This is a genomic window from Nocardioides sp. (assembly GCF_036503465.1).
Taxonomy (GTDB): Bacteria; Actinomycetota; Actinomycetes; order Propionibacteriales; family Nocardioidaceae; genus Nocardioides.
On record NZ_DASXWU010000006.1, the window covers coordinates 1 to 17,187 of the forward strand.

Here is a 17,187-nt window from a genome sequence, read left to right on the forward strand (position 1 = left end):
GCTCTTGATGTGGGCCTCGCCCTGAGCGACGTTCTTCTTCTCCTTGCGGCGCACCTTCTTGGCGGCGCCCTGACGACTGCGAGGGGGCATGGGTTACTTGGCCTTCTTCTTGCCGGCGACGGTCCGCTTGGGACCCTTGCGAGTTCGCGCATTGGTCTTGGTGCGCTGGCCGCGGACCGGAAGGCCCTGGCGGTGACGACGACCCTGGTAGCTACCGATCTCGATCTTGCGCCGGATGTCGGCCTGGACCTCCCGGCGGAGGTCACCCTCGATCTTGATCTCGTCGTTGCCCTCGATCGCGTCGCGGAGCTTGACCAGCTCCTCGTCGCCCAGCTGGTGGACGCGGAGGTCGGGGCTCACACCGGTCTCGGTGAGCAGCTGCTGGGCGCGGGTACGGCCGATGCCGTAGATGTAGGTGAGTGCGACCTCGATGCGCTTGTCGCGCGGGAGGTCCACACCAACGAGGCGTGCCATCAGATGGCGTTCCCTTCGGTAGGTCACAACGGTTTCGGTCGTGTCCGCGTCGCGTCCGCCTCGGACGCGCTCCGGCCGTTGTTCCGGAGGTGGATCACCCGTCGTAGGACGAGCCAGCGATCACGTTGTGGTTGTTCAGTTGTGGAGCGAGATCGTGCTCAACCCTGTCGCTGCTTGTGACGGGGGTTCTCGCAGATCACCATGACGCGGCCGTGGCGACGGATCACCTTGCACTTGTCACAGATCCTCTTTACGCTCGGGTTGACCTTCATGTCAGCCCTTTCTGGGTGTCGGCTGCTGCTTACTTGTACCGGTAGACGATGCGACCACGGGTGAGGTCGTACGGCGACAGCTCCACCACGACGCGGTCCTCGGGGAGGATCCGGATGTAGTGCTGGCGCATCTTGCCGCTGATGTGGGCGAGGACCTTGTGACCGTTGCTCAGCTCGACCCGGAACATCGCGTTCGGGAGAGCCTCGACGACGGTGCCCTCGATCTCGATCACACCTTCTTTTTTCGGCATGTCCTCACTTCTGGTCGTCTGCCTCGTCTACCGTCGACCCGGGAACCTCCCCGGAGGGTGGACCTCTTGCAGCCGTCGCACGGGCCTCTTCCCGGGCGCGCACACGACTCGTCCAAGGCGAGTCGAGTGGGTTCTCCGGGCAGCCGCGAGGCACCGCGAAACAGACCCAAGTTGGGCCGACGCCTCAGTCTAGGCCGCACATGGTCACAACCCATAATCCACGCCCGAGGACTCCCGACCGGCGCTGATGGAGGCCCCAGCCAGCGGTTACTCGTCAGTAACTGGCCCAGAGACGGCGCCGGCAGGCTCTCCGTACGGTCGTTTGTAGGCCAGTTTGTCGTCAGGGCCGGCGCTCGGGGGCCGGCGCTCAGGGCCGGCGCTCAGGGGCGGCGTGCAGGGGCGGGACGACCCCCGGCAGCGTGCGAGAAGCGTGCGACGACCCCTCGCCGACCCAGCCGCAGCTCGTCGCGTTGCAGGCCGAACTCGGTCGCCCGGCCGCTCAGGTCGTCGGCCTGCTCGACACTCCCGAGCTGAAGCAGTACAGCGCCGCCCGGCATCAGATGCGCCGCGGCCACCTCCAGACACCGGCGCGCCGCTCCCAGCCCGTCCGCGCCGCCGTCGATGGCCCCCGGAGGGTCCTCCGGCCACCGACCGATCTCGGCGCTGGGCACCCATGGCGGGTCGGCGACGACCAGCGCGAACCGCTCGGAGGCCCCGACGGCGGCGTCGAGGCTCGCCTGGCGCACCTCCACCCGGTGGTTCAGGCCGGCTCCGGCGGCGTTGGCCGTGGCGTACGCCGCGGCGGCCGGGTCGCGGTCCACGCAGACGAGCTCCCGGGAGGAGGTCGCGACCGCGGCGAGTCCGATCTGGCCCGCACCGCAGCACAGCTCCAGGACGCGCCCCGCGGGAAGGACGTCCAGCAGCTCCGCCGCCCATCGCGACTGGAGCACGGTCCACTGGCGAGGGGCGAGTACGCGCTCGTCGTACCGGATCCTCAGCCCCGCGAACGACGTCTCGGTGACGCCGGCCGTGGGGAGCGCTGCCTCAGCCATCGTCGGCGTCGTCGGTCGACCGACCCGTCACCATCTGGTGGGTCCCGTCGCACCAAGGCGTCAGCGAGCTGCGCCCGCAGACGCAGAGTGCCACCACGGGCCGGGTGACCGTGTGCTGCTCACCGCGCTCGTCGACGACGGCCTCGGCACCCCGCACGAGGACCGGTCCGTCGGGACAGACCCGTATCCGCAGCTGCCGGCTCACGACGCGACCTCCGCGGCCGCGGCCCATCTGGCCAGGAGCTCGCGCCCGGACAGCTCGTCCAGGTGGAGCGCGCAGGCCGCCCCGAAGAGGACCGCTTCGCGCTGGTCGGGATGGTCGGCGACGTACGGACCGCAGACGTCCCGGGCCGCGACCTGCTCGTGGACGGCGTCGGCCTCCACGTGCTCGAGGAAGTACGTCGCGACCGCGGCCGGGAGCTCGAGCCGCTCGATCCCCGAGGCGATCCGGCGAGACGGGACGACGCTCGACGCCTCGAACACGGCGAAGTGACCGAGCCCGGCCGCCAGGCCCCTCCGGTTGAGCGCGAACAGGGACATCACGTTCGCGCTCGCCAGCGCGGTACCCGAGATCTCGCCGACGTAGGCGGCATACCGGTCGTCGAGCCCGACAGCCGCGAGCGCCTCGGCGTAGAGGGTCTGGTGGAGCCGCTCGGGCCGGCCGGCGCCGTACTCGTCGTACTGGAGCTCCGCGAGCGCGACCTTCGCCGCGCCCTCGAGCCTCGGCAGCAGGAACGACTGCGGATCGGACTCCCGGAGCTGCTGGACGCTGCGCTCGCGCAGGTAGTCGCGCATCTCCTCCAGGGTCGCCTCACGCCGGAGGTACGACGAGAGCTTCGGCCCGTCCTCCTGCCGCACCAGCGTCAACAGCTGATCGGCCACGTCGTCGCGGTCGGGCACCCCGGCCAGGCGTGTCCGCGTCTCCTGGCGCAGCTCCTGCTCGAACCGATGCTCGATCACACCCCGGATCCGGACGACGTCCGGGTCGGACTCCGCGGCGGGGTCCACGTCGTCGAAGCCACGGTAGGAGAGCTCGTAGACCGTCCAGAGAGCGAGCTGGACGTCGCGGTCGGTCAGCACCGGCTCGTCCGGCAGCACGACGTGGCAGCGCCCGCGCTCCTCCGCCCGCAGCGCCTCACCCACCCGACGGCTCACCGGACCGCACGGTTCGGGCAGCTTCATGGGTCCTCCTGTCGCTCCGCGGCAGGGATGCCCGGATCGGGCCTGCGCGATGGGCTTGAAGTACCCGGCCGTCCTGGGCCGAAACACACGCGACCGGAGCGAGCCGGCTCGTGAGGGGTCCGATCAGCCCTGACCGAAACCGGCCTCCCGCGCCTTGATGATCGCCTCGGCCCGCCCCGCGGCGTGGAGCTTGGCGTAGATGGACGAGACGGCGTTGCGGACGGTCTTGTTCGACAGGTACAGCTCGCCGGCGATGGCGTCGTTCGACCGGCCCGCGGCCAGCAGCTCGAGCACCTCGCGCTCGCGGTCGCTCAGCTCCGGGAACGCCCGGGACTGCTGTCGCGCTCCGCCGGCGAACAGGGCGGCCACCCGCCCCGCCAGGCTCGCCCCGAACACCATCCCCCCGGCGTACGCCGCGCGCACGGCGTTGCTGACCTCCTCGGCCCCGGAGCCCTTGAGCAGGTATCCCGAGGCGCCGGCCCGCACCGCGGAGAGCACGGTGTCGTCGTCCTCGTTCATGGTGAGCATCACGACCCGGACGCTCTCGTGCCGGGACGTGATCCGCCGGGTCGCCTCGATCCCGTCGAGCTGCGGCATCTGGATGTCCATGACCACGACGTCGGGCGAGGTCTCCTCCACCACGTGGAGTGCGTCGACGCCGTCGCTGGCGGTGCCGACCACCTCCATGCCGTCCAGTGCCCCGAGCAGGGCGACGAGCCCGTCGCGCACGATCCGGTGGTCGTCGACGACGACGACGCGGATGTCAGTCACGGGAGGGCTCCTCGGAGGAAACGGGACGGAGGGGGAGCCAGGCGCGGACGACGGTCCCCCCGGTGCGTGGACAGCTGACCTCGCTGCGGCCGCCGAGCTCCTCGGCGCGCTCGCGCAGCGAGATCAGGCCGATCCCGGCCTGGCGGTCGGGTGCGATGCCGCGCCCATCGTCAGCGATCTCCACGAGCAGCTCGCCGTCGCTCGCGACCAACCGCACGGTGGAGGAGCCGGCGTCGGCGTGGCGGGCGGTGTTGGTGAGTGCCTCGGCGGCGATCCGGTAGGCCGCCACCTCCACCGCGGCGGGCAGCGCAGTCACGCCATCGGCGTCGATCGTCGTCTCGTAGGGCTGCTGCTCGGCCAGCTGTGAGAGCGCCCCGACCAGTCCACGGTCGTCGAGGGCCGGCGGGCGCAGGTCGTGGACGAGGCGGCGTACGTCGGCGACCACCTCGCGCACGTCGCTGCTGGTCTCCTCCAGGTGACCCTTCGCCGCAGACGGGTCGCGGTCGACGAGCAGGCGGGCCGACTCGAGGCGGAAGACCACCCCGGACAGGGCCGGGCCGAGCCCGTCGTGCAGGTCGCGACGGATCCGGCGTCGTTCCTCCTCACGAGCGAGCACCATCCGCTCCCGGCCGAGCTGGAGCTCGTCTGCCATCCGGCTGGCACGTGCCGCCGTCGCAGCCTGCCGCACCAGGTCGCCGAGGAACTGCTCGTCCCGGCGGGACAGCCGGCTGCGCAGGCCGCGCGCCGGGAGGACCAGCCGGCCGATCTGCGCGTCACGGAACGTGATCGGCAGCGTCCGGGTCTCCGCGGGCCGCACGCCGTACGACGCGACCAGGTGCTCGCCACCGGGCCGCTCGACCTCGACGCTCACGAAGCGGACGCCGAATGCCGCCGCCACCGACCGGGTGACCGCGGCCAGCTGGTCGGCGGCGTCATCGGTGGTCTCCAGCGTGGAGGCGAGACCGGCGATGGCGTCGTACGGGTCAGCGCGTCGGCCGAGCATGACCCGCCGGACCAGTCGCCTCAGCTGGAGCCGCAGCGGTCCGTAGAGCAGGGCGGTCAGCAACAGCACCACGAGGACGACCTGCCGTTGGTCCAGGGAACCGCCCAGGAAGGTCGTCAACAACGCCAGGACACCGAGGTCGACGCCGACGATCAGCAGGGAGAGCGCGCCGTAGAGGACCGTGCGGCCGACCAGGTCCTCGATCGGCACGACGTCCGGCTCGACGATGCCGACGGTCATCGCAGCGGCCGGGAGGAGCACGACGACGAACAGCAGCACGCCCTGGACGACCGCGAGCTCGGACGCGAACGAGAGGGGGATCAGGAGCGCCATCGCCAGCACCGACCACAGCAGCCAGCGCAGCCGGTCTCGCTCGACGCCCGCGCTCCGGCGGTAGCGGGCGACCACCGAGGCCATCGCCACCAGGAAGCCCGCGGTCTGAGCAGCGATCTCGGCCGGCATCACCGCGGTGATGAAGGAGTCCGGCAGGGGCAGCGTGGCGGCGTCGACGTCGACACCCGGGGGAAGGGTCGCGTACGCGGTCTCGTCGGCCAGCGGGTTGACGAGCAGGACGCACACCGCCAGCAGCATGGCGCCGAGCGAGACCCGGCCGGCCCAGCCCCACCGGCCGGGCAGGAACCGGCCGGTCGGGAAGATCATGAGCAGGATGGCGACAGTGGCCGGGAGGAACGCCCCCAGCCGATTGAAGACCCAGAGCGCGGCGTTCGACCACGCGAGCGCGTCGTCGGCGCGGATCGCGAAGCCTACGTAGGACTGGCTGAGGCCGTCGACGGACCAGAACAGGCCGAGTGCCGCCAGCGCCCAGCCGAACCGCTGACGCGGGTCGTGCTCGAGGACGACGGCGGCGAGGACGGTCAGGGCGAGCCCCAGGGCTGTGTACGGCCACCCCGGTCCGTTGGCGAGGTCGGCTCCGGGTCCGAAGCCGGGGGCCCGGTCGTCGAGCACCAGCGAGACCACGAGGATGCCGAGGGCGGCCAGGAGGACGAACGCCTCGACGGCACGTGTGCGCGTCCGCTCGGCTCCCCCGGTCACGCGGACATTGTGCTGCCGGCCCGGCCCGTTCGGGGCCGGACCGGCAGGACTGGTGACGGTCGTGCCGGTCACCGGGAGGTGCCGCGGAAGCGGCGGTCACCGAAGGCGAAGCCGAGCGAGGTGGTCAGCAGCCACAGCGCGCCGACGACACCCGACATGTACTCGAGGGGCGAGATGCCCAGGAGGACGGTCAGGCCACCGAGCACGAGCCCGACGCGGCCGACCCAGCGGGCGACGACGCCCTGGCGAGCCGCGGCGTACAGGGACAGGCCAGCAAGCCCGGCGAGGGTCCACAGCCACGGGATCGTGCCGATCCAGTGGTTGTACATCGCCGCGCTGCTGTCCTGGACGCCGGCGTCGCCGGCCAGCGGCATCATGAACTCGGTGTCCAGGCCACTGCCCATGATCGAGACGACGGCGGTGCCCAACAGTCCCGCAGCGGCGATCGTCGGGACGAGGCTGTCGGGCAGCACGGACTTCAACCGGCGGTGCAGCCCGGCCGCGAACACGATCATCAGCAGGGCGCCGACCACGGTGATGCTGTGGAAGGCGAACAGGACGCCGGTCTTGTCGTGGAGGTCGGCGGCGAAGCCGTCCACACCCGACTCGTACTGCTTCTGGTAGACGGTGTCGACCATCGACGAGGTGGCGATGGTGGCGATACCGAGAACGGCGGCGCCGGTCCCGGCGAGGGCCCAGCGGCGCGAGACAGGGCGGCGCGCCTCGGCGGCGTGCTGTGGGTCCACGACGTCGGTTCGGTCCGAGCGGACGGGGTTGGTGGTGGTGACGCTGGTGGTCATCGATCTGGTCCTTTCGAGGTTCTCTTCGTCGATGACCTGACCGTGCCGGGCCGGGTGTCCCGCCGGACAGGGACAACAGGGCAGAGGACGTCACGAGCGGCCTCCACTTGTGACGCCCTGTTGACCGCGCCTGGGCGCATGCGCTCAGCCGCAGCAGTGCCGATGACACGGCGTTACGAGCAGACCGATCTCGAGACTCATGCGGTCGACTGCGGACGTCTGCGGTCGGCCGCCAGGCTCAGCACCGTGGTGACGACCAGCGTGCCGACGATGACCACCAGGGACATCCAGATCGGGATGTCCGGAGCCCACCCGATGTGCTCGCCGTCGTTGACGAACGGCAGCGTGTTCTCGTGCATCGCGTGCAGGATCAGCTTCACGCCGATGAACAGCAGCAGGAAGGCCAGGCCGTAGGACAGGTAGACGAGCCGCTGGAGCAGGTCGCCGATCAGGAAGTAGAGCTGCCGGAGTCCCATCAGGGCGAAGATGTTGGCGGTGAGCACCAGGTAGGCCTCCTTGGTGAGGCCGTAGATCGCGGGGATCGAGTCGAGTGCGAACAGGAGGTCGGTCATTCCGAGCGTCAGGATCACGAGGAACATCGGCGTGAAGTGCCGCGCGCCGTCCTTCCGCAGCGTCAGGCCGGCGCCGTTCCACTCCTCGCTCAGCGGCAGGTGTCGCCGGGCCCAGCGCACCAGGCGGGGCTCGTCGTAGCCTCCCTCCTCCTCGCCGCCCTCGCGGGCGAGGTTGACCGCGGTCCAGACGAGGAACAGCCCGAAGATGTAGAAGACCCAGCTGAACTCGGCGATGGCGGCTGCGCCGATGGCGATGAAGATCCCACGGAGCACGAGTGCCAGCACGATCCCGATCAGGAGGGCGCTCTGCTGGAGCTCACGCGGCACGGCGAGCTTGCCCATGATCACGATGAAGATGAACAGGTTGTCGATCGAGAGGGAGTACTCGGTCAGCCAGCCGGCGAAGAACTCCCCGCCGTACTCACCACCGGCCAGCCACCACACTCCGAGACCGAACACGACCGCGAGGCCGACGTAGATCGCGAGGGCGCCGAGCACCTCGCGGCGGGTCGGCTCATGGGGCCGGCGGCCGATGACGAAGACGTCGAAGAGCAGGATCGCGGACGTCACGAGGATGGTGATCCACCAGACCAGGGGCGTCACGTGCATTCACGGCCCCGCGATCTGAGCGCTGCGATCACGCGCCCGTGCCCGAGCCTGCGAGGGCACGGAGTGGCGCGGGAGGTCGAGGAGCGTCGGCTCAGACCCGAGGAACGAGGGGCTGAGCGACGCGTCTCGAGACCCGGTGACGGTGCCTGGGGCCTCAGCCGAGCACCCGGTGACGGTGCCTGAACGCAGTGACCCGTCCTCTCGGAAGGGTCGACCGACGGGAATCATCACCGCCCACCGTACGGAACGCCCAAAGCGGTGAGCCGCTCCTCGCCGCCGTCGAGCGCGGTCAGCACCCACGCGCCGTTCGGCGTGAGCGTGAAGGTGTGCTCGAAGTGGGCGGCGACCGACCCGTCGGCGGTGACCACGGTCCACTCGTCGTCGAGCACCTCGGTGTCCGACGTGCCCAGGGTGACCATCGGCTCTACCGCGAGCGCGAGACCGGCGACCAGCTTCGGGCCCCGGTCGCCGCGGTGGACGACGTTGGGCACGTTGGGCGGCAGGTGCATGCGGGTGCCGATGCCGTGCCCGACGTAGTCCTCGAGGATGCCGTAGTCACCCTGCGACCGGACCGTGGTCTCGACGCCACGTGAGATGTCGCTGACGCGGCCGCTCAGCCGGGCGGCCGCGATGCCCGCCCAGAGGGCCTCCTCGGTGACCCGCATCAGCTCGGTCACCTCGGGGGGCACGTCGCCGATCGCGACGGTGATCGCGGCGTCGCCGTGCCAGCCGTCGACGATCGCCCCGCAGTCGATCGAGACGACGTCGCCGTCCACCAGGCGGCGCGAGCCCGGGATGCCGTGCACGACCTCGTCGTTGACGGACGCGCAGATCGTCCCCGGGAAGGGTGGGTGACCGTAGTCCAGGAACGACGGCACGCCGCCGTGGGCGCGGATGTTCTCCTCCGCGAGCGCGTCGAGCTCGCCGGTGGTGACGCCGGCCTTCGCCGCCCCGCGCAGCAGCTCGAGGGTCTCGCCGACCAGCAGACCGGCCCGACGCATGAGGCCGATCTGCTCGGGGGTCTTGATCTCGAGGCGGTCGAGCAGGCCCATCGGGTCAGTCAGCTCCGGTCAGCTCTGGGGTACGACGTCGAGGGCGCAGAAGATCCGCTTGGTGACCTCCTCGACGGCGCCCATCCCATCGATCTCGTGCACGATGCCGCGACGGCGGTAGACCTCGATCAACGGCTCGGTCTGTTCGACGTACACCTCCTGTCGGCGCCGGACGACCTCCTCGGTGTCGTCGGTGCGGCCCTCGACCTCGGCGCGTTGCACCAGCCGCGCGACGATCTCGTCGGGGTCCACGGTGAGGACGACCGCGGCGTCCAGCTCGTGGCCGGTGTGCCGGATCATGCCGTCGAGCTCCTCGACCTGGGCGAGGGTGCGTGGGTAGCCGTCGAGCAGGAAGCCGGGATCGGCGTCCGGCTCGTCGATGCGGGCGCGCACCATCAGGTTGGTGACCTCGTCCGGGACGTACTCACCGGCGTCCATGTACTCCTGGGCCTTCTTGCCCAGCGGGGTGCCCTGCGAGACGTTGGCCCGGAAGATGTCGCCGGTGGAGATGGCGGGGATGCCGAAGTGGTCGGCGACGACCTTGGCCTGGGTGCCCTTCCCGGCACCGGGAGGGCCCATCAATATCAGCCTCATGGCTAGCGCAAGAACCCTTCGTAGTTGCGCTGCTGGAGCTGGCTCTCGATCTGTTTCACCGTGTCGAGCGCCACGCCGACCATGATCAGGATCGAGGTGCCGCCGAACGGGAAGTTCTGGTCGGCGCCGATGAGGACGAAGGCGATCAGCGGGATCACCGCGACGAACCCCAGGTACAACGAGCCGGGCAGCGTGATGCGGGACAGGACGTAGGACAGGTAGTCCTCGGTCGGCTTGCCCGCCCGGATCCCGGGGATGAAGCCGCCGTACTTCTTCATGTTGTCGGCCACCTCTTCGGGGTTGAAGGTGATCGACACGTAGAAGTAGGTGAAGAAGACGCAGAGGGCGAAGAAGGTGATCATGTACAGCGGATGGTCGCCGCGCACGAAGTAGCGCTGGACCCACACCGCCCAGCCGGAGCTCTGGTTCGAGTTGAACTGTGAGGCCATGGCCGGCAGGTACAGCAGGGACGACGCGAAGATCACCGGGATGACGCCGGCCTGGTTGACCTTCAGCGGGATGTACGTCGACGACCCGCCGAACATCTTCCGGCCGACCATCCGCCGGGCGTACTGCACCGGGATGCGCCGCTGCGCCTGCTCGATGAAGATGACGGCCGCGATGATCACCAGGCCGATGGCGATCACGACCGCGAACACCCACCAGCCGCGGGACTTGCCGACCGACCAGAGCGAGGTGGGGAACCGCGCCACGACCTGGGTGAAGATCAGGATCGACATGCCGTTGCCGACGCCGCGGTCGGTGATCAGCTCGCCGAGCCACATGATGACCGCGGTGCCGGCGGTCATCGTGGCGACCATGACCAGGAAGGTCGCGGTGCCGTTGTCGTAGAGCAGCGGCTTGGAGCAGCCCGAGAGCAGGTTGCCCGACCGGGCCAGGGCCACGATGCCCGTCGCCTGCAGCAGGGCCAGGCCGAGGGTGAGGTAGCGGGTGTACTGGGTGATCTTGGTCTGCCCGGACTGGCCCTCCTTCTTGAGGGCCTCCAGGCGCGGGATCACGACCACCAGCAGCTGCAGGATGATGCTCGCGGTGATGTAGGGCATGATCCCGAGCGCGAAGATCGTGAGCTGGAGGAGTGCCCCGCCGGAGAAGACGTTGATCAGGTTGTAGATGCCGGTGTTGCTGACACCGCTGATGCAGTCGTGCACGTTGCGGACGTTCACACCCGGGGCGGGGATCTGCGAGCCTGCCCGGAAGATCACGATGATGAACAGGACGAAAAGCAGCTTCTTGCGCAGGTCCGGGGTGCGGAACGCGTTCACATAGGCGCTGAGCACGACCTTCTCAATCCTCTTTCGTAGGGGTCCCCGCACACGTCCGCGGAGACCGCCGGAAGCCTACCTGAGGCCGCTCAACAGGCAGGGCCCAGCGGTCTCGAGGACGGTCAGACGACAGTCGCTGAGCCGCCTGCGGCCTCGATCTTCTGCCTGGCCGACGCCGAGAACGCCTGGACGCTCACCTGGCAGGCGACGGAGATGTCACCCTGACCGAGCACCTTGACCGGCTGGCCCTTGCGGACCGCGCCCTTGGCCACCAGGTCGTCGACCGAGACCTCGCCGCCCTCGGGGAACAGCTCGCCGAGCCGGTCGAGGTTGACGACCTGGAACTCGACCCGGAAGGGGTTCTTGAAGCCCTTCAGCTTCGGCAACCGCATGTGCAGCGGCAGCTGGCCGCCCTCGAAGTGGGCCGGGATCTGGTTGCGGGCCTTGCTGCCCTTGGTGCCACGGCCGGCGGTCTTGCCCTTGGAGCCCTCACCGCGGCCGACCCGGGTCTTGGCCGTCTTGGCCCCCGGAGCCGGGCGGAGGTGGTGCAGCTTGAGAGTCATGTCAGTTCACTCGACTTCCTCGACCGTCACCAGGTGACGGACGGTCTGGACCATGCCGCGGATCTCCGGGCGGTCCTCCTTCACGACCACGTCGCCGATGCGCTTGAGACCGAGGGTGCGCAGGGTCTCGCGCTGGTTGGCCTTGCAGCCGATGGAGCTCTTGCGCTGTTGGACTTTGAGCTGGGCCATCAGTGAGCCACCTCCTGAGGCGACTCGGTCTTCTCATGCGCAGCCTTCAGCAGCGCGGCTGGGGCCACCTGCTCGACCGGCAGGCCGCGGCGCGAGGCCACCGTCTCCGGCTGCTCGAGCATCCGCAGCGCCTCGACCGTGGCGTGGACGATGTTGATCTGGTTGGACGAGCCGAGCGACTTGCTGAGCACGTCGTGGATGCCGGCGCACTCCAGGATCGCGCGGACCGGGCCACCCGCGATCACCCCGGTACCGGGAGCGGCCGGGCGCAGCAGCACCACGCCGGCGGCCTTCTCACCCTGCACCGGGTGCGGGATCGTGCCCTGGATCCGGGGGACCCGGAAGAAGTGCTTCTTGGCCTCCTCGACGCCCTTGGCGATCGCGGCCGGCACCTCCTTGGCCTTGCCGTATCCGACGCCGACCATGCCGTCGCCGTCGCCGACCACCACGAGGGCGGTGAAGCTGAAGCGACGACCACCCTGGACGACCTTGGCGACCCGGTTGATCGCCACGACCCGCTCGACGTACTGGCTCTTCTCGGCACCGCCGCCGCGACGGTCGTCGCGACCCCGGCCCTGGCGCTCGCCACCGCGCTGTCCGCGCTGGGCTCCGCTCATGAGATGTTCCTCTTCCTTGTCTTTCGTGGCTCTGTCGTGGCTGTGTGGTGCTGGTCCATGACAGGGGTGGTCAGAAGCTCAGTCCGCCCTCACGGGCGGCGTCGGCGAGGGCCGCGACGCGGCCGTGGTACTGGTTGCCCGCGCGGTCGAAGACGACGGACTCGATGCCCGCACCCTTCGCCCGCTCGGCGACGAGCTCGCCGACCCTCTTGGCCTTGGCGGTCTTGTCGCCCTCGAACCCACGCAGGTCGGCCTCCATGCTCGAGGCGGACACCAGCGTGTGACCGACGAGGTCGTCGACGACCTGGACGCTGATGTGCTTCGAGGAACGGGTGACCACCAGCCGAGGCCGCTCGGCGGTGCCGGAGACCTTCTTGCGGCCTCGCACCTGCCGGTGCAGGCGGGACCTGGTCCGCTGCGCGGTGTGCTTGTGCTTGGACAGGGAGATGGCCATGGTCACTTACCAGCCTTTCCGACCTTGCGGCGGACGTGCTCGCCGGCGTAACGGACGCCCTTGCCCTTGTAGGGCTCGGGCTTGCGCAGCTTGCGGATGTTCGCGGCCACCTCGCCGACCAGCTGCTTGTCGATCCCGACGACGCCGAGCCGCGTGGGGCCCTCGACGGTGAAGGTGATGCCGTCGGGCGCGTTGAAGGTGATCGGGTGGCTGTAGCCGAGCTGGAACTCCAGCTGCGTGGGGCCCTTGGACAGGACGCGGTAGCCGACGCCCTGGATCTCGAGCTTCTTCTCGTACCCGTCGGTGACGCCGATGACCATGTTGTTGACCAGGGTGCGGGTCAGGCCATGGCGCGAGCGGCTCTCCCGCTCGTCGTCGGGGCGGGTGACGGCCAGCGTGCCGTCCTCGGCCTTGGCGACCGTGATCGGCGAGACAACGGTGTGGCTCAGCGTGCCCTTCGGCCCCTTCACGGTGACCTGGGAGCCGTCGATCGACACCTCGACACCCGAGGGCAGGACGATCGGCATGCGTCCGATGCGCGACATCTCAGTTCTCCTTCGCGGGTCTCGTGGTCACCAGACGTAGGCGAGGACTTCCCCACCCACGCCCTTCTGGTTCGCCTGACGGTCGGTCAGCAGGCCTTGGCTCGTCGAGATGATCGCGACACCCAGACCCCCGAGCACCTTGGGCAGGCCGGTGTGCTTCGCATACACGCGCAGACCGGGCTTGCTGATGCGGCGGACGCCGGCGATCGAGCGCTCACGGTTGCGGCCGTACTTCAAGGTGATCGTGAGGGTCTTCGCCACCCCGCCCTCGGGGTCGTCGGCCACGTCGTACGACGTGATGTAGCCCTCGGCCCTGAGGATCTCGGCGACGCCGACCTTCAGCTTGCTGTAGGGCATCGTCACCGCGTCGTGGTACGCCTGGTTGGCGTTGCGCAGACGGGTCAGCATGTCTGCGATCGGGTCGGTCATCGTCATGGTGTGTCGTTCTCTCTCGCCTGGTTTCCGCTCTGGCGGACCTGTGACGCTCTCCTGTTTCGGATCGTGGTCTGGGGCTGAGCCCCCGTGTTGTCGATTACCAGCTGGACTTGGTGATGCCGGGCAGCTCGCCGCGGTGGGCCATCTCCCGCAGGCAGATCCGGCACAGGCCGAACTTGCGGTAGACGGCCTTGGGGCGGCCGCAGCGCTGGCAGCGGGTGTAGGCGCGGACAGCGAACTTGGGCTTGCGCGCCGCCTTCACCTTGAGGGCAGTCTTCGCCATGTCACATCTCCCTGAAGGGGAACCCGAGCTGCTTCAGCAGCGCGCGTCCCTGCTTGTCGTTCGTCGCGGTGGTCACGATCGTGATGTCCATGCCCCGCGGGCGGTCGACCCGGTCCTGGTCGATCTCGTGGAACATGACCTGCTCGGTCAGGCCGAAGGTGTAGTTGCCACGGCCGTCGAACTGGCCCGGGTTGAGGCCACGGAAATCGCGGATGCGCGGCAGCGCCAGCGACAGCAGGCGGTCGAGGAACTCCCACATCCGGTCGCCGCGCAGCGTCACGTGGGCACCGATCGGCATCCCCTCGCGGAGCTTGAACTGGGCGATCGACTTGCGTGCCTTGGTCACCATCGGCTTCTGGCCGGTGATCGCCGTCAGGTCGCGGACCGCGCCCTCGATCAGCTTCGAGTCGCGAGCAGCCTCGCCGACGCCCATGTTGACCACGATCTTGGTCAGCCCGGGCACCTGCATGATGTTGCCGATCTCGAACTCGCTGCGCAGGGCGGGGACGATCTCCTCGCGGTAGCGGGTCTTGAGACGAGGTGTGACCTTCTGCTCTGTGGCGGTGTCGGTCATCTCAGATCTCCTTCCCGGTCTTGCGCGAGATGCGCACGCTGCGCGTGCCGGCGTACGTCGAGCCGTCGGGACGCCGCTTGAGGACGTCCTCGCGACGGAAGCCGACGCGGGTCACGCCGTTGCCCTCGACCAGCATCACGTTGGACACGTGGATCGGGGCCTCGGTGGTGATGATGCCGCCGGTGGTGCCGCCACGACCGCCCTGCTGGACGACCTTGGTGTGCTTCTTGATGCGGTTCACACCCTCGACGACGACCCGCTGCTCCTCGCGGAGCACCTGGATCACCTTGCCCTCGGCACCCTTGTCCTTGCCTGCGATCACCTTGACGGTGTCGCCCTTCCTGATCTTCATCGAGTGCTTCCCCATCTCAGAGCACCTCCGGTGCGAGCGAGATGATCTTCATGAACCGCTTGTCGCGCAGCTCACGGCCCACCGGACCGAAGATGCGCGTGCCGCGCGGCTCGCCGTCCTGCCGCAGGATGACCGCGGCGTTCTCGTCGAACTTGATGTAGGACCCGTCGGGGCGGCGCCGCTCCTTGGCGGTGCGCACGACCACGGCCTTGACGACGTCGCCCTTCTTCACGTTGCCGCCGGGGATGGCGTCCTTGACCGTGCAGACGATGACGTCGCCGATGCCGGCGTAGCGACGACCCGAGCCGCCGAGCACCCGGATGCAGAGGACTTCCTTCGCACCGGTGTTGTCGGCGACCTTGAGCCGGGACTCCTGCTGGATCACTTGGCACGCTCCAGGATGGTCACCACGCGCCAGCGCTTGGTCGCGGACAGCGGACGGGTCTCCATCAGCTGGACGCGGTCGCCGACGCCGCAGTCGTTGTTCTCGTCGTGGGCCTTGAGCCGCGACGTACGACGCATGACCTTGCCGTAGAGCGCGTGCTTGACGCGGTCCTCGACCTCGACCACGACGGTCTTGTCCATCTTGTCGCTGACGACCAGGCCCTCACGCACCTTGCGGGCGTTGCGGGTCGCTGCCTGCTCGCTCATGCGTCAGCACCTTCCTTCTCGGTCTGCTGGGTGTTCTCGTTGTCGCTCGCGTCGGGGTCGGACCGGATGCCGAGCTCCCGCTCGCGCACCACGGTGTAGATCCGGGCGATGTCCTTCTTCACCGTGCGCAACCGGCCGTGGCTCTCCAGCTGGCCGGTGGCCGCCTGGAAGCGCAGGTTGAACAGCTCCTCCTTGGCCTCGCGCAGCCGGGCCTCGAGGTCGGTGCTGTTCATCTCGTCCAGCTCGTGGGCCTTCAGACTGCTGGCCATCAGAACTCACCGGCCTCTCGGGACACGAAACGGGTCTTCATGGGGAGCTTGTGCTGCGCGCGGCGCATCGCCTCGCGGGCCACCGTCTCGTCGACACCGGACAGCTCGAAGAGCACGCGCCCGGGCTTGACGTTGGCGATCCACCACTCCTGTGAGCCCTTGCCGGACCCCATCCGGGTCTCGGCGGGCTTCTTGGTCAGCGGGCGGTCGGGGAAGATGTTGATCCACACCTTGCCGCCACGCTTGATGTGCCGGGTCATTGCGATACGGGCCGACTCGATCTGCCGGTTGGTCACGTAGTGACCCTCGATCGCCTGGATCCCGAAGTCACCGAAGGCCAAGCGGGTGCCGCCCTTGGCAGCCCCACGCCGGGTCGGGTGGTGTTGCTTGCGGTGCTTGAGACGTCGGGGCATCAACATGGCTCAGGCCCCCGATCCAGTGGTCGGGGCGGCCTGCTCGGTCGCCGCGGCCGTCGCCTCGGCCGGAGCCGCCTGCTCGGAGGTCGCCGGCGCGCCGCGGTCGGCGCGGGTCGGACGGTTGCCACGGCTGGGACGGTCACCGCCACGCGACGGACGGCCGCTACGACCCGGTACGCCGGCGCGCGCCGCCGCCTGGGCCTGCCGCTCGGCCCGGGTGCCCGCGACCTCGCCCTTGTAGATCCAGACCTTGACGCCGATCCGGCCGAAGGTGGTCTTGGCCTCGTAGAAGCCGTAGTCGATGTCCGCGCGCAGCGTGTGCAGCGGAACGCGGCCCTCGCGGTAGAACTCCGTGCGCGACATCTCGGCACCGTTGAGACGACCCGAGCACTGGATCCGGATGCCCTTGGCACCCGAGCGCATCGTCGTCTGCATCGCCTTGCGCATGGCGCGGCGGAACTGCACCCGGCCGCTGAGCTGCTCGGCGACTCCCTGGGCGACCAGCTGCGCGTCGATCTCGGGGTTCTTGACCTCGAGGATGTTCAGCTGGACCTGCTTGCCGGTGAGCTTCTCCAGATCGCCGCGGATGCGGTCGGCCTCGGCGCCGCGGCGGCCGATGACGATGCCCGGACGCGCGGTGTGGATGTCCACCCGCACGCGGTCACGGGTGCGCTCGATCTCGACCTTGGCGATGCCGGCCCGCTCCATGCCCTTGGACAGGAGACGACGGATCGCGACGTCCTCGCCGACGTACGACTTGTAGAGCTTGTCGGCGTACCAGCGCGACTTGTGGTCGGTGGAGATGCCGAGGCGGAAGCCGTTCGGGTTGATCTTCTGGCCCATCAGGCCTTCCCCTTCTTCCGGTTCTTGG

The 17,187-nt window shown here is 69.3% G+C and carries 27 protein-coding genes and 1 pseudogene; all 28 read right to left on the minus strand.

Annotation, left to right across the window (positions count from 1 at the left end):
• Positions 1-90: pseudogene (locus tag VGK78_RS00280) on the minus strand (30S ribosomal protein S11); the annotation flags it as partial.
• Positions 91-93: 3 nt separating this feature from the next.
• Positions 94-474, minus strand: coding sequence for a 30S ribosomal protein S13 (gene rpsM, locus VGK78_RS00285; protein WP_331525246.1), 381 nt, complete (start codon positions 472-474; stop codon positions 94-96).
• Between the two features lie 158 nt (positions 475-632).
• The gene (gene rpmJ / locus VGK78_RS00290) at positions 633-746 is read right to left on the minus strand and encodes a 50S ribosomal protein L36 (protein ID WP_056734976.1); all 114 of its coding nucleotides are present in this window, start codon (positions 744-746) and stop codon (positions 633-635) included.
• A gap of 29 nt (positions 747-775) precedes the next feature.
• Complete coding sequence (gene infA / locus VGK78_RS00295) at positions 776-997, minus strand: translation initiation factor IF-1 (protein WP_011757309.1); 222 nt, start codon at positions 995-997, stop codon at positions 776-778.
• A gap of 380 nt (positions 998-1,377) precedes the next feature.
• Entirely contained in the window at positions 1,378-2,049 is a 672-nt protein-coding gene (locus tag VGK78_RS00300) for a methyltransferase (protein WP_331525247.1), read from the minus strand.
• On the minus strand, positions 2,042-2,254 hold the full coding sequence (locus VGK78_RS00305) for a CDGSH iron-sulfur domain-containing protein (protein WP_331525248.1): 213 nt from the start codon (positions 2,252-2,254) through the stop codon (positions 2,042-2,044). The genes VGK78_RS00300 and VGK78_RS00305 overlap by 8 nt, the downstream gene beginning before the upstream one ends.
• Positions 2,251-3,231: an iron-containing redox enzyme family protein gene (locus VGK78_RS00310; protein ID WP_331525249.1), complete on the minus strand. Its 981-nt coding sequence runs from the start codon at positions 3,229-3,231 to the stop codon at positions 2,251-2,253. Before VGK78_RS00310 ends, VGK78_RS00305 begins: the two co-directional genes overlap by 4 nt.
• A 123-nt stretch (positions 3,232-3,354) precedes the next feature.
• On the minus strand, positions 3,355-4,002 hold the full coding sequence (locus tag VGK78_RS00315; RefSeq protein WP_331525250.1) for a response regulator transcription factor: 648 nt from the start codon (positions 4,000-4,002) through the stop codon (positions 3,355-3,357).
• A complete protein-coding gene (locus tag VGK78_RS00320) occupies positions 3,995-6,058 on the minus strand; it encodes a sensor histidine kinase (protein ID WP_331525251.1) in 2,064 nt (687 codons plus the stop codon). Before VGK78_RS00320 ends, VGK78_RS00315 begins: the two co-directional genes overlap by 8 nt.
• Before the next feature lie 68 nt (positions 6,059-6,126).
• The gene (locus VGK78_RS00325) at positions 6,127-6,858 is read right to left on the minus strand and encodes a hypothetical protein (protein ID WP_331525252.1); all 732 of its coding nucleotides are present in this window, start codon (positions 6,856-6,858) and stop codon (positions 6,127-6,129) included.
• A 197-nt stretch (positions 6,859-7,055) separates the two neighbouring features.
• The gene (locus VGK78_RS00330) at positions 7,056-8,039 is read right to left on the minus strand and encodes a TerC/Alx family metal homeostasis membrane protein (RefSeq protein WP_331525253.1); all 984 of its coding nucleotides are present in this window, start codon (positions 8,037-8,039) and stop codon (positions 7,056-7,058) included.
• Between the two features lie 227 nt (positions 8,040-8,266).
• Positions 8,267-9,091 (minus strand): type I methionyl aminopeptidase, encoded by an 825-nt coding sequence (gene map / locus VGK78_RS00335; RefSeq protein WP_331525254.1) that lies wholly within the window; start codon positions 9,089-9,091, stop codon positions 8,267-8,269.
• An 18-nt stretch (positions 9,092-9,109) separates the two neighbouring features.
• Positions 9,110-9,685 (minus strand): adenylate kinase, encoded by a 576-nt coding sequence (locus VGK78_RS00340; RefSeq protein WP_331525255.1) that lies wholly within the window; start codon positions 9,683-9,685, stop codon positions 9,110-9,112.
• Between the two features lie 2 nt (positions 9,686-9,687).
• Positions 9,688-10,983: a preprotein translocase subunit SecY gene (gene secY / locus VGK78_RS00345; RefSeq protein WP_331525256.1), complete on the minus strand. Its 1,296-nt coding sequence runs from the start codon at positions 10,981-10,983 to the stop codon at positions 9,688-9,690.
• Positions 10,984-11,090: 107 nt separating this feature from the next.
• The gene (gene rplO, locus VGK78_RS00350) at positions 11,091-11,531 is read right to left on the minus strand and encodes a 50S ribosomal protein L15 (RefSeq protein ID WP_331525257.1); all 441 of its coding nucleotides are present in this window, start codon (positions 11,529-11,531) and stop codon (positions 11,091-11,093) included.
• 6 nt (positions 11,532-11,537) lie between these two features.
• Entirely contained in the window at positions 11,538-11,720 is a 183-nt protein-coding gene (gene rpmD / locus VGK78_RS00355) for a 50S ribosomal protein L30 (protein WP_329649100.1), read from the minus strand.
• Positions 11,720-12,337, minus strand: a complete 618-nt coding sequence (rpsE, locus tag VGK78_RS00360) for a 30S ribosomal protein S5 (RefSeq protein WP_331525258.1) — start codon at positions 12,335-12,337, stop codon at positions 11,720-11,722. The genes rpmD and rpsE overlap by 1 nt, the downstream gene beginning before the upstream one ends.
• 70 nt (positions 12,338-12,407) lie before the next feature.
• A complete protein-coding gene (gene rplR, locus VGK78_RS00365) occupies positions 12,408-12,791 on the minus strand; it encodes a 50S ribosomal protein L18 (RefSeq protein ID WP_331525259.1) in 384 nt (127 codons plus the stop codon).
• Between the two features lie 2 nt (positions 12,792-12,793).
• Positions 12,794-13,336: a 50S ribosomal protein L6 gene (gene rplF, locus VGK78_RS00370; protein WP_331525260.1), complete on the minus strand. Its 543-nt coding sequence runs from the start codon at positions 13,334-13,336 to the stop codon at positions 12,794-12,796.
• Positions 13,337-13,363: 27 nt separating this feature from the next.
• A complete protein-coding gene (rpsH, locus tag VGK78_RS00375) occupies positions 13,364-13,771 on the minus strand; it encodes a 30S ribosomal protein S8 (RefSeq protein ID WP_331525261.1) in 408 nt (135 codons plus the stop codon).
• Between the two features lie 97 nt (positions 13,772-13,868).
• Positions 13,869-14,054 carry a type Z 30S ribosomal protein S14 gene (locus tag VGK78_RS00380; protein ID WP_331525262.1) on the minus strand — a complete coding sequence of 62 codons (186 nt, stop codon included), beginning with the start codon at positions 14,052-14,054 and terminating at the stop codon, positions 13,869-13,871.
• Position 14,055: 1 nt separating this feature from the next.
• Positions 14,056-14,628 carry a 50S ribosomal protein L5 gene (gene rplE, locus VGK78_RS00385; protein WP_331525263.1) on the minus strand — a complete coding sequence of 191 codons (573 nt, stop codon included), beginning with the start codon at positions 14,626-14,628 and terminating at the stop codon, positions 14,056-14,058.
• Between the two features lies 1 nt (position 14,629).
• Positions 14,630-14,980 (minus strand): 50S ribosomal protein L24, encoded by a 351-nt coding sequence (rplX, locus tag VGK78_RS00390; protein WP_331525268.1) that lies wholly within the window; start codon positions 14,978-14,980, stop codon positions 14,630-14,632.
• 16 nt (positions 14,981-14,996) lie between these two features.
• Positions 14,997-15,365, minus strand: a complete 369-nt coding sequence (gene rplN, locus VGK78_RS00395; protein WP_331525264.1) for a 50S ribosomal protein L14 — start codon at positions 15,363-15,365, stop codon at positions 14,997-14,999.
• A complete protein-coding gene (gene rpsQ / locus VGK78_RS00400) occupies positions 15,362-15,631 on the minus strand; it encodes a 30S ribosomal protein S17 (protein ID WP_331525265.1) in 270 nt (89 codons plus the stop codon). The genes rplN and rpsQ overlap by 4 nt, the downstream gene beginning before the upstream one ends.
• Positions 15,628-15,900 (minus strand): 50S ribosomal protein L29, encoded by a 273-nt coding sequence (rpmC, locus tag VGK78_RS00405; protein ID WP_331525266.1) that lies wholly within the window; start codon positions 15,898-15,900, stop codon positions 15,628-15,630. The genes rpsQ and rpmC overlap by 4 nt, the downstream gene beginning before the upstream one ends.
• Entirely contained in the window at positions 15,900-16,319 is a 420-nt protein-coding gene (rplP, locus tag VGK78_RS00410; RefSeq protein WP_331525267.1) for a 50S ribosomal protein L16, read from the minus strand. The genes rpmC and rplP overlap by 1 nt, the downstream gene beginning before the upstream one ends.
• Before the next feature lie 3 nt (positions 16,320-16,322).
• Positions 16,323-17,159: a 30S ribosomal protein S3 gene (gene rpsC / locus VGK78_RS00415; RefSeq protein WP_331525269.1), complete on the minus strand. Its 837-nt coding sequence runs from the start codon at positions 17,157-17,159 to the stop codon at positions 16,323-16,325.
• Positions 17,160-17,187 lie beyond the last annotated feature (28 nt).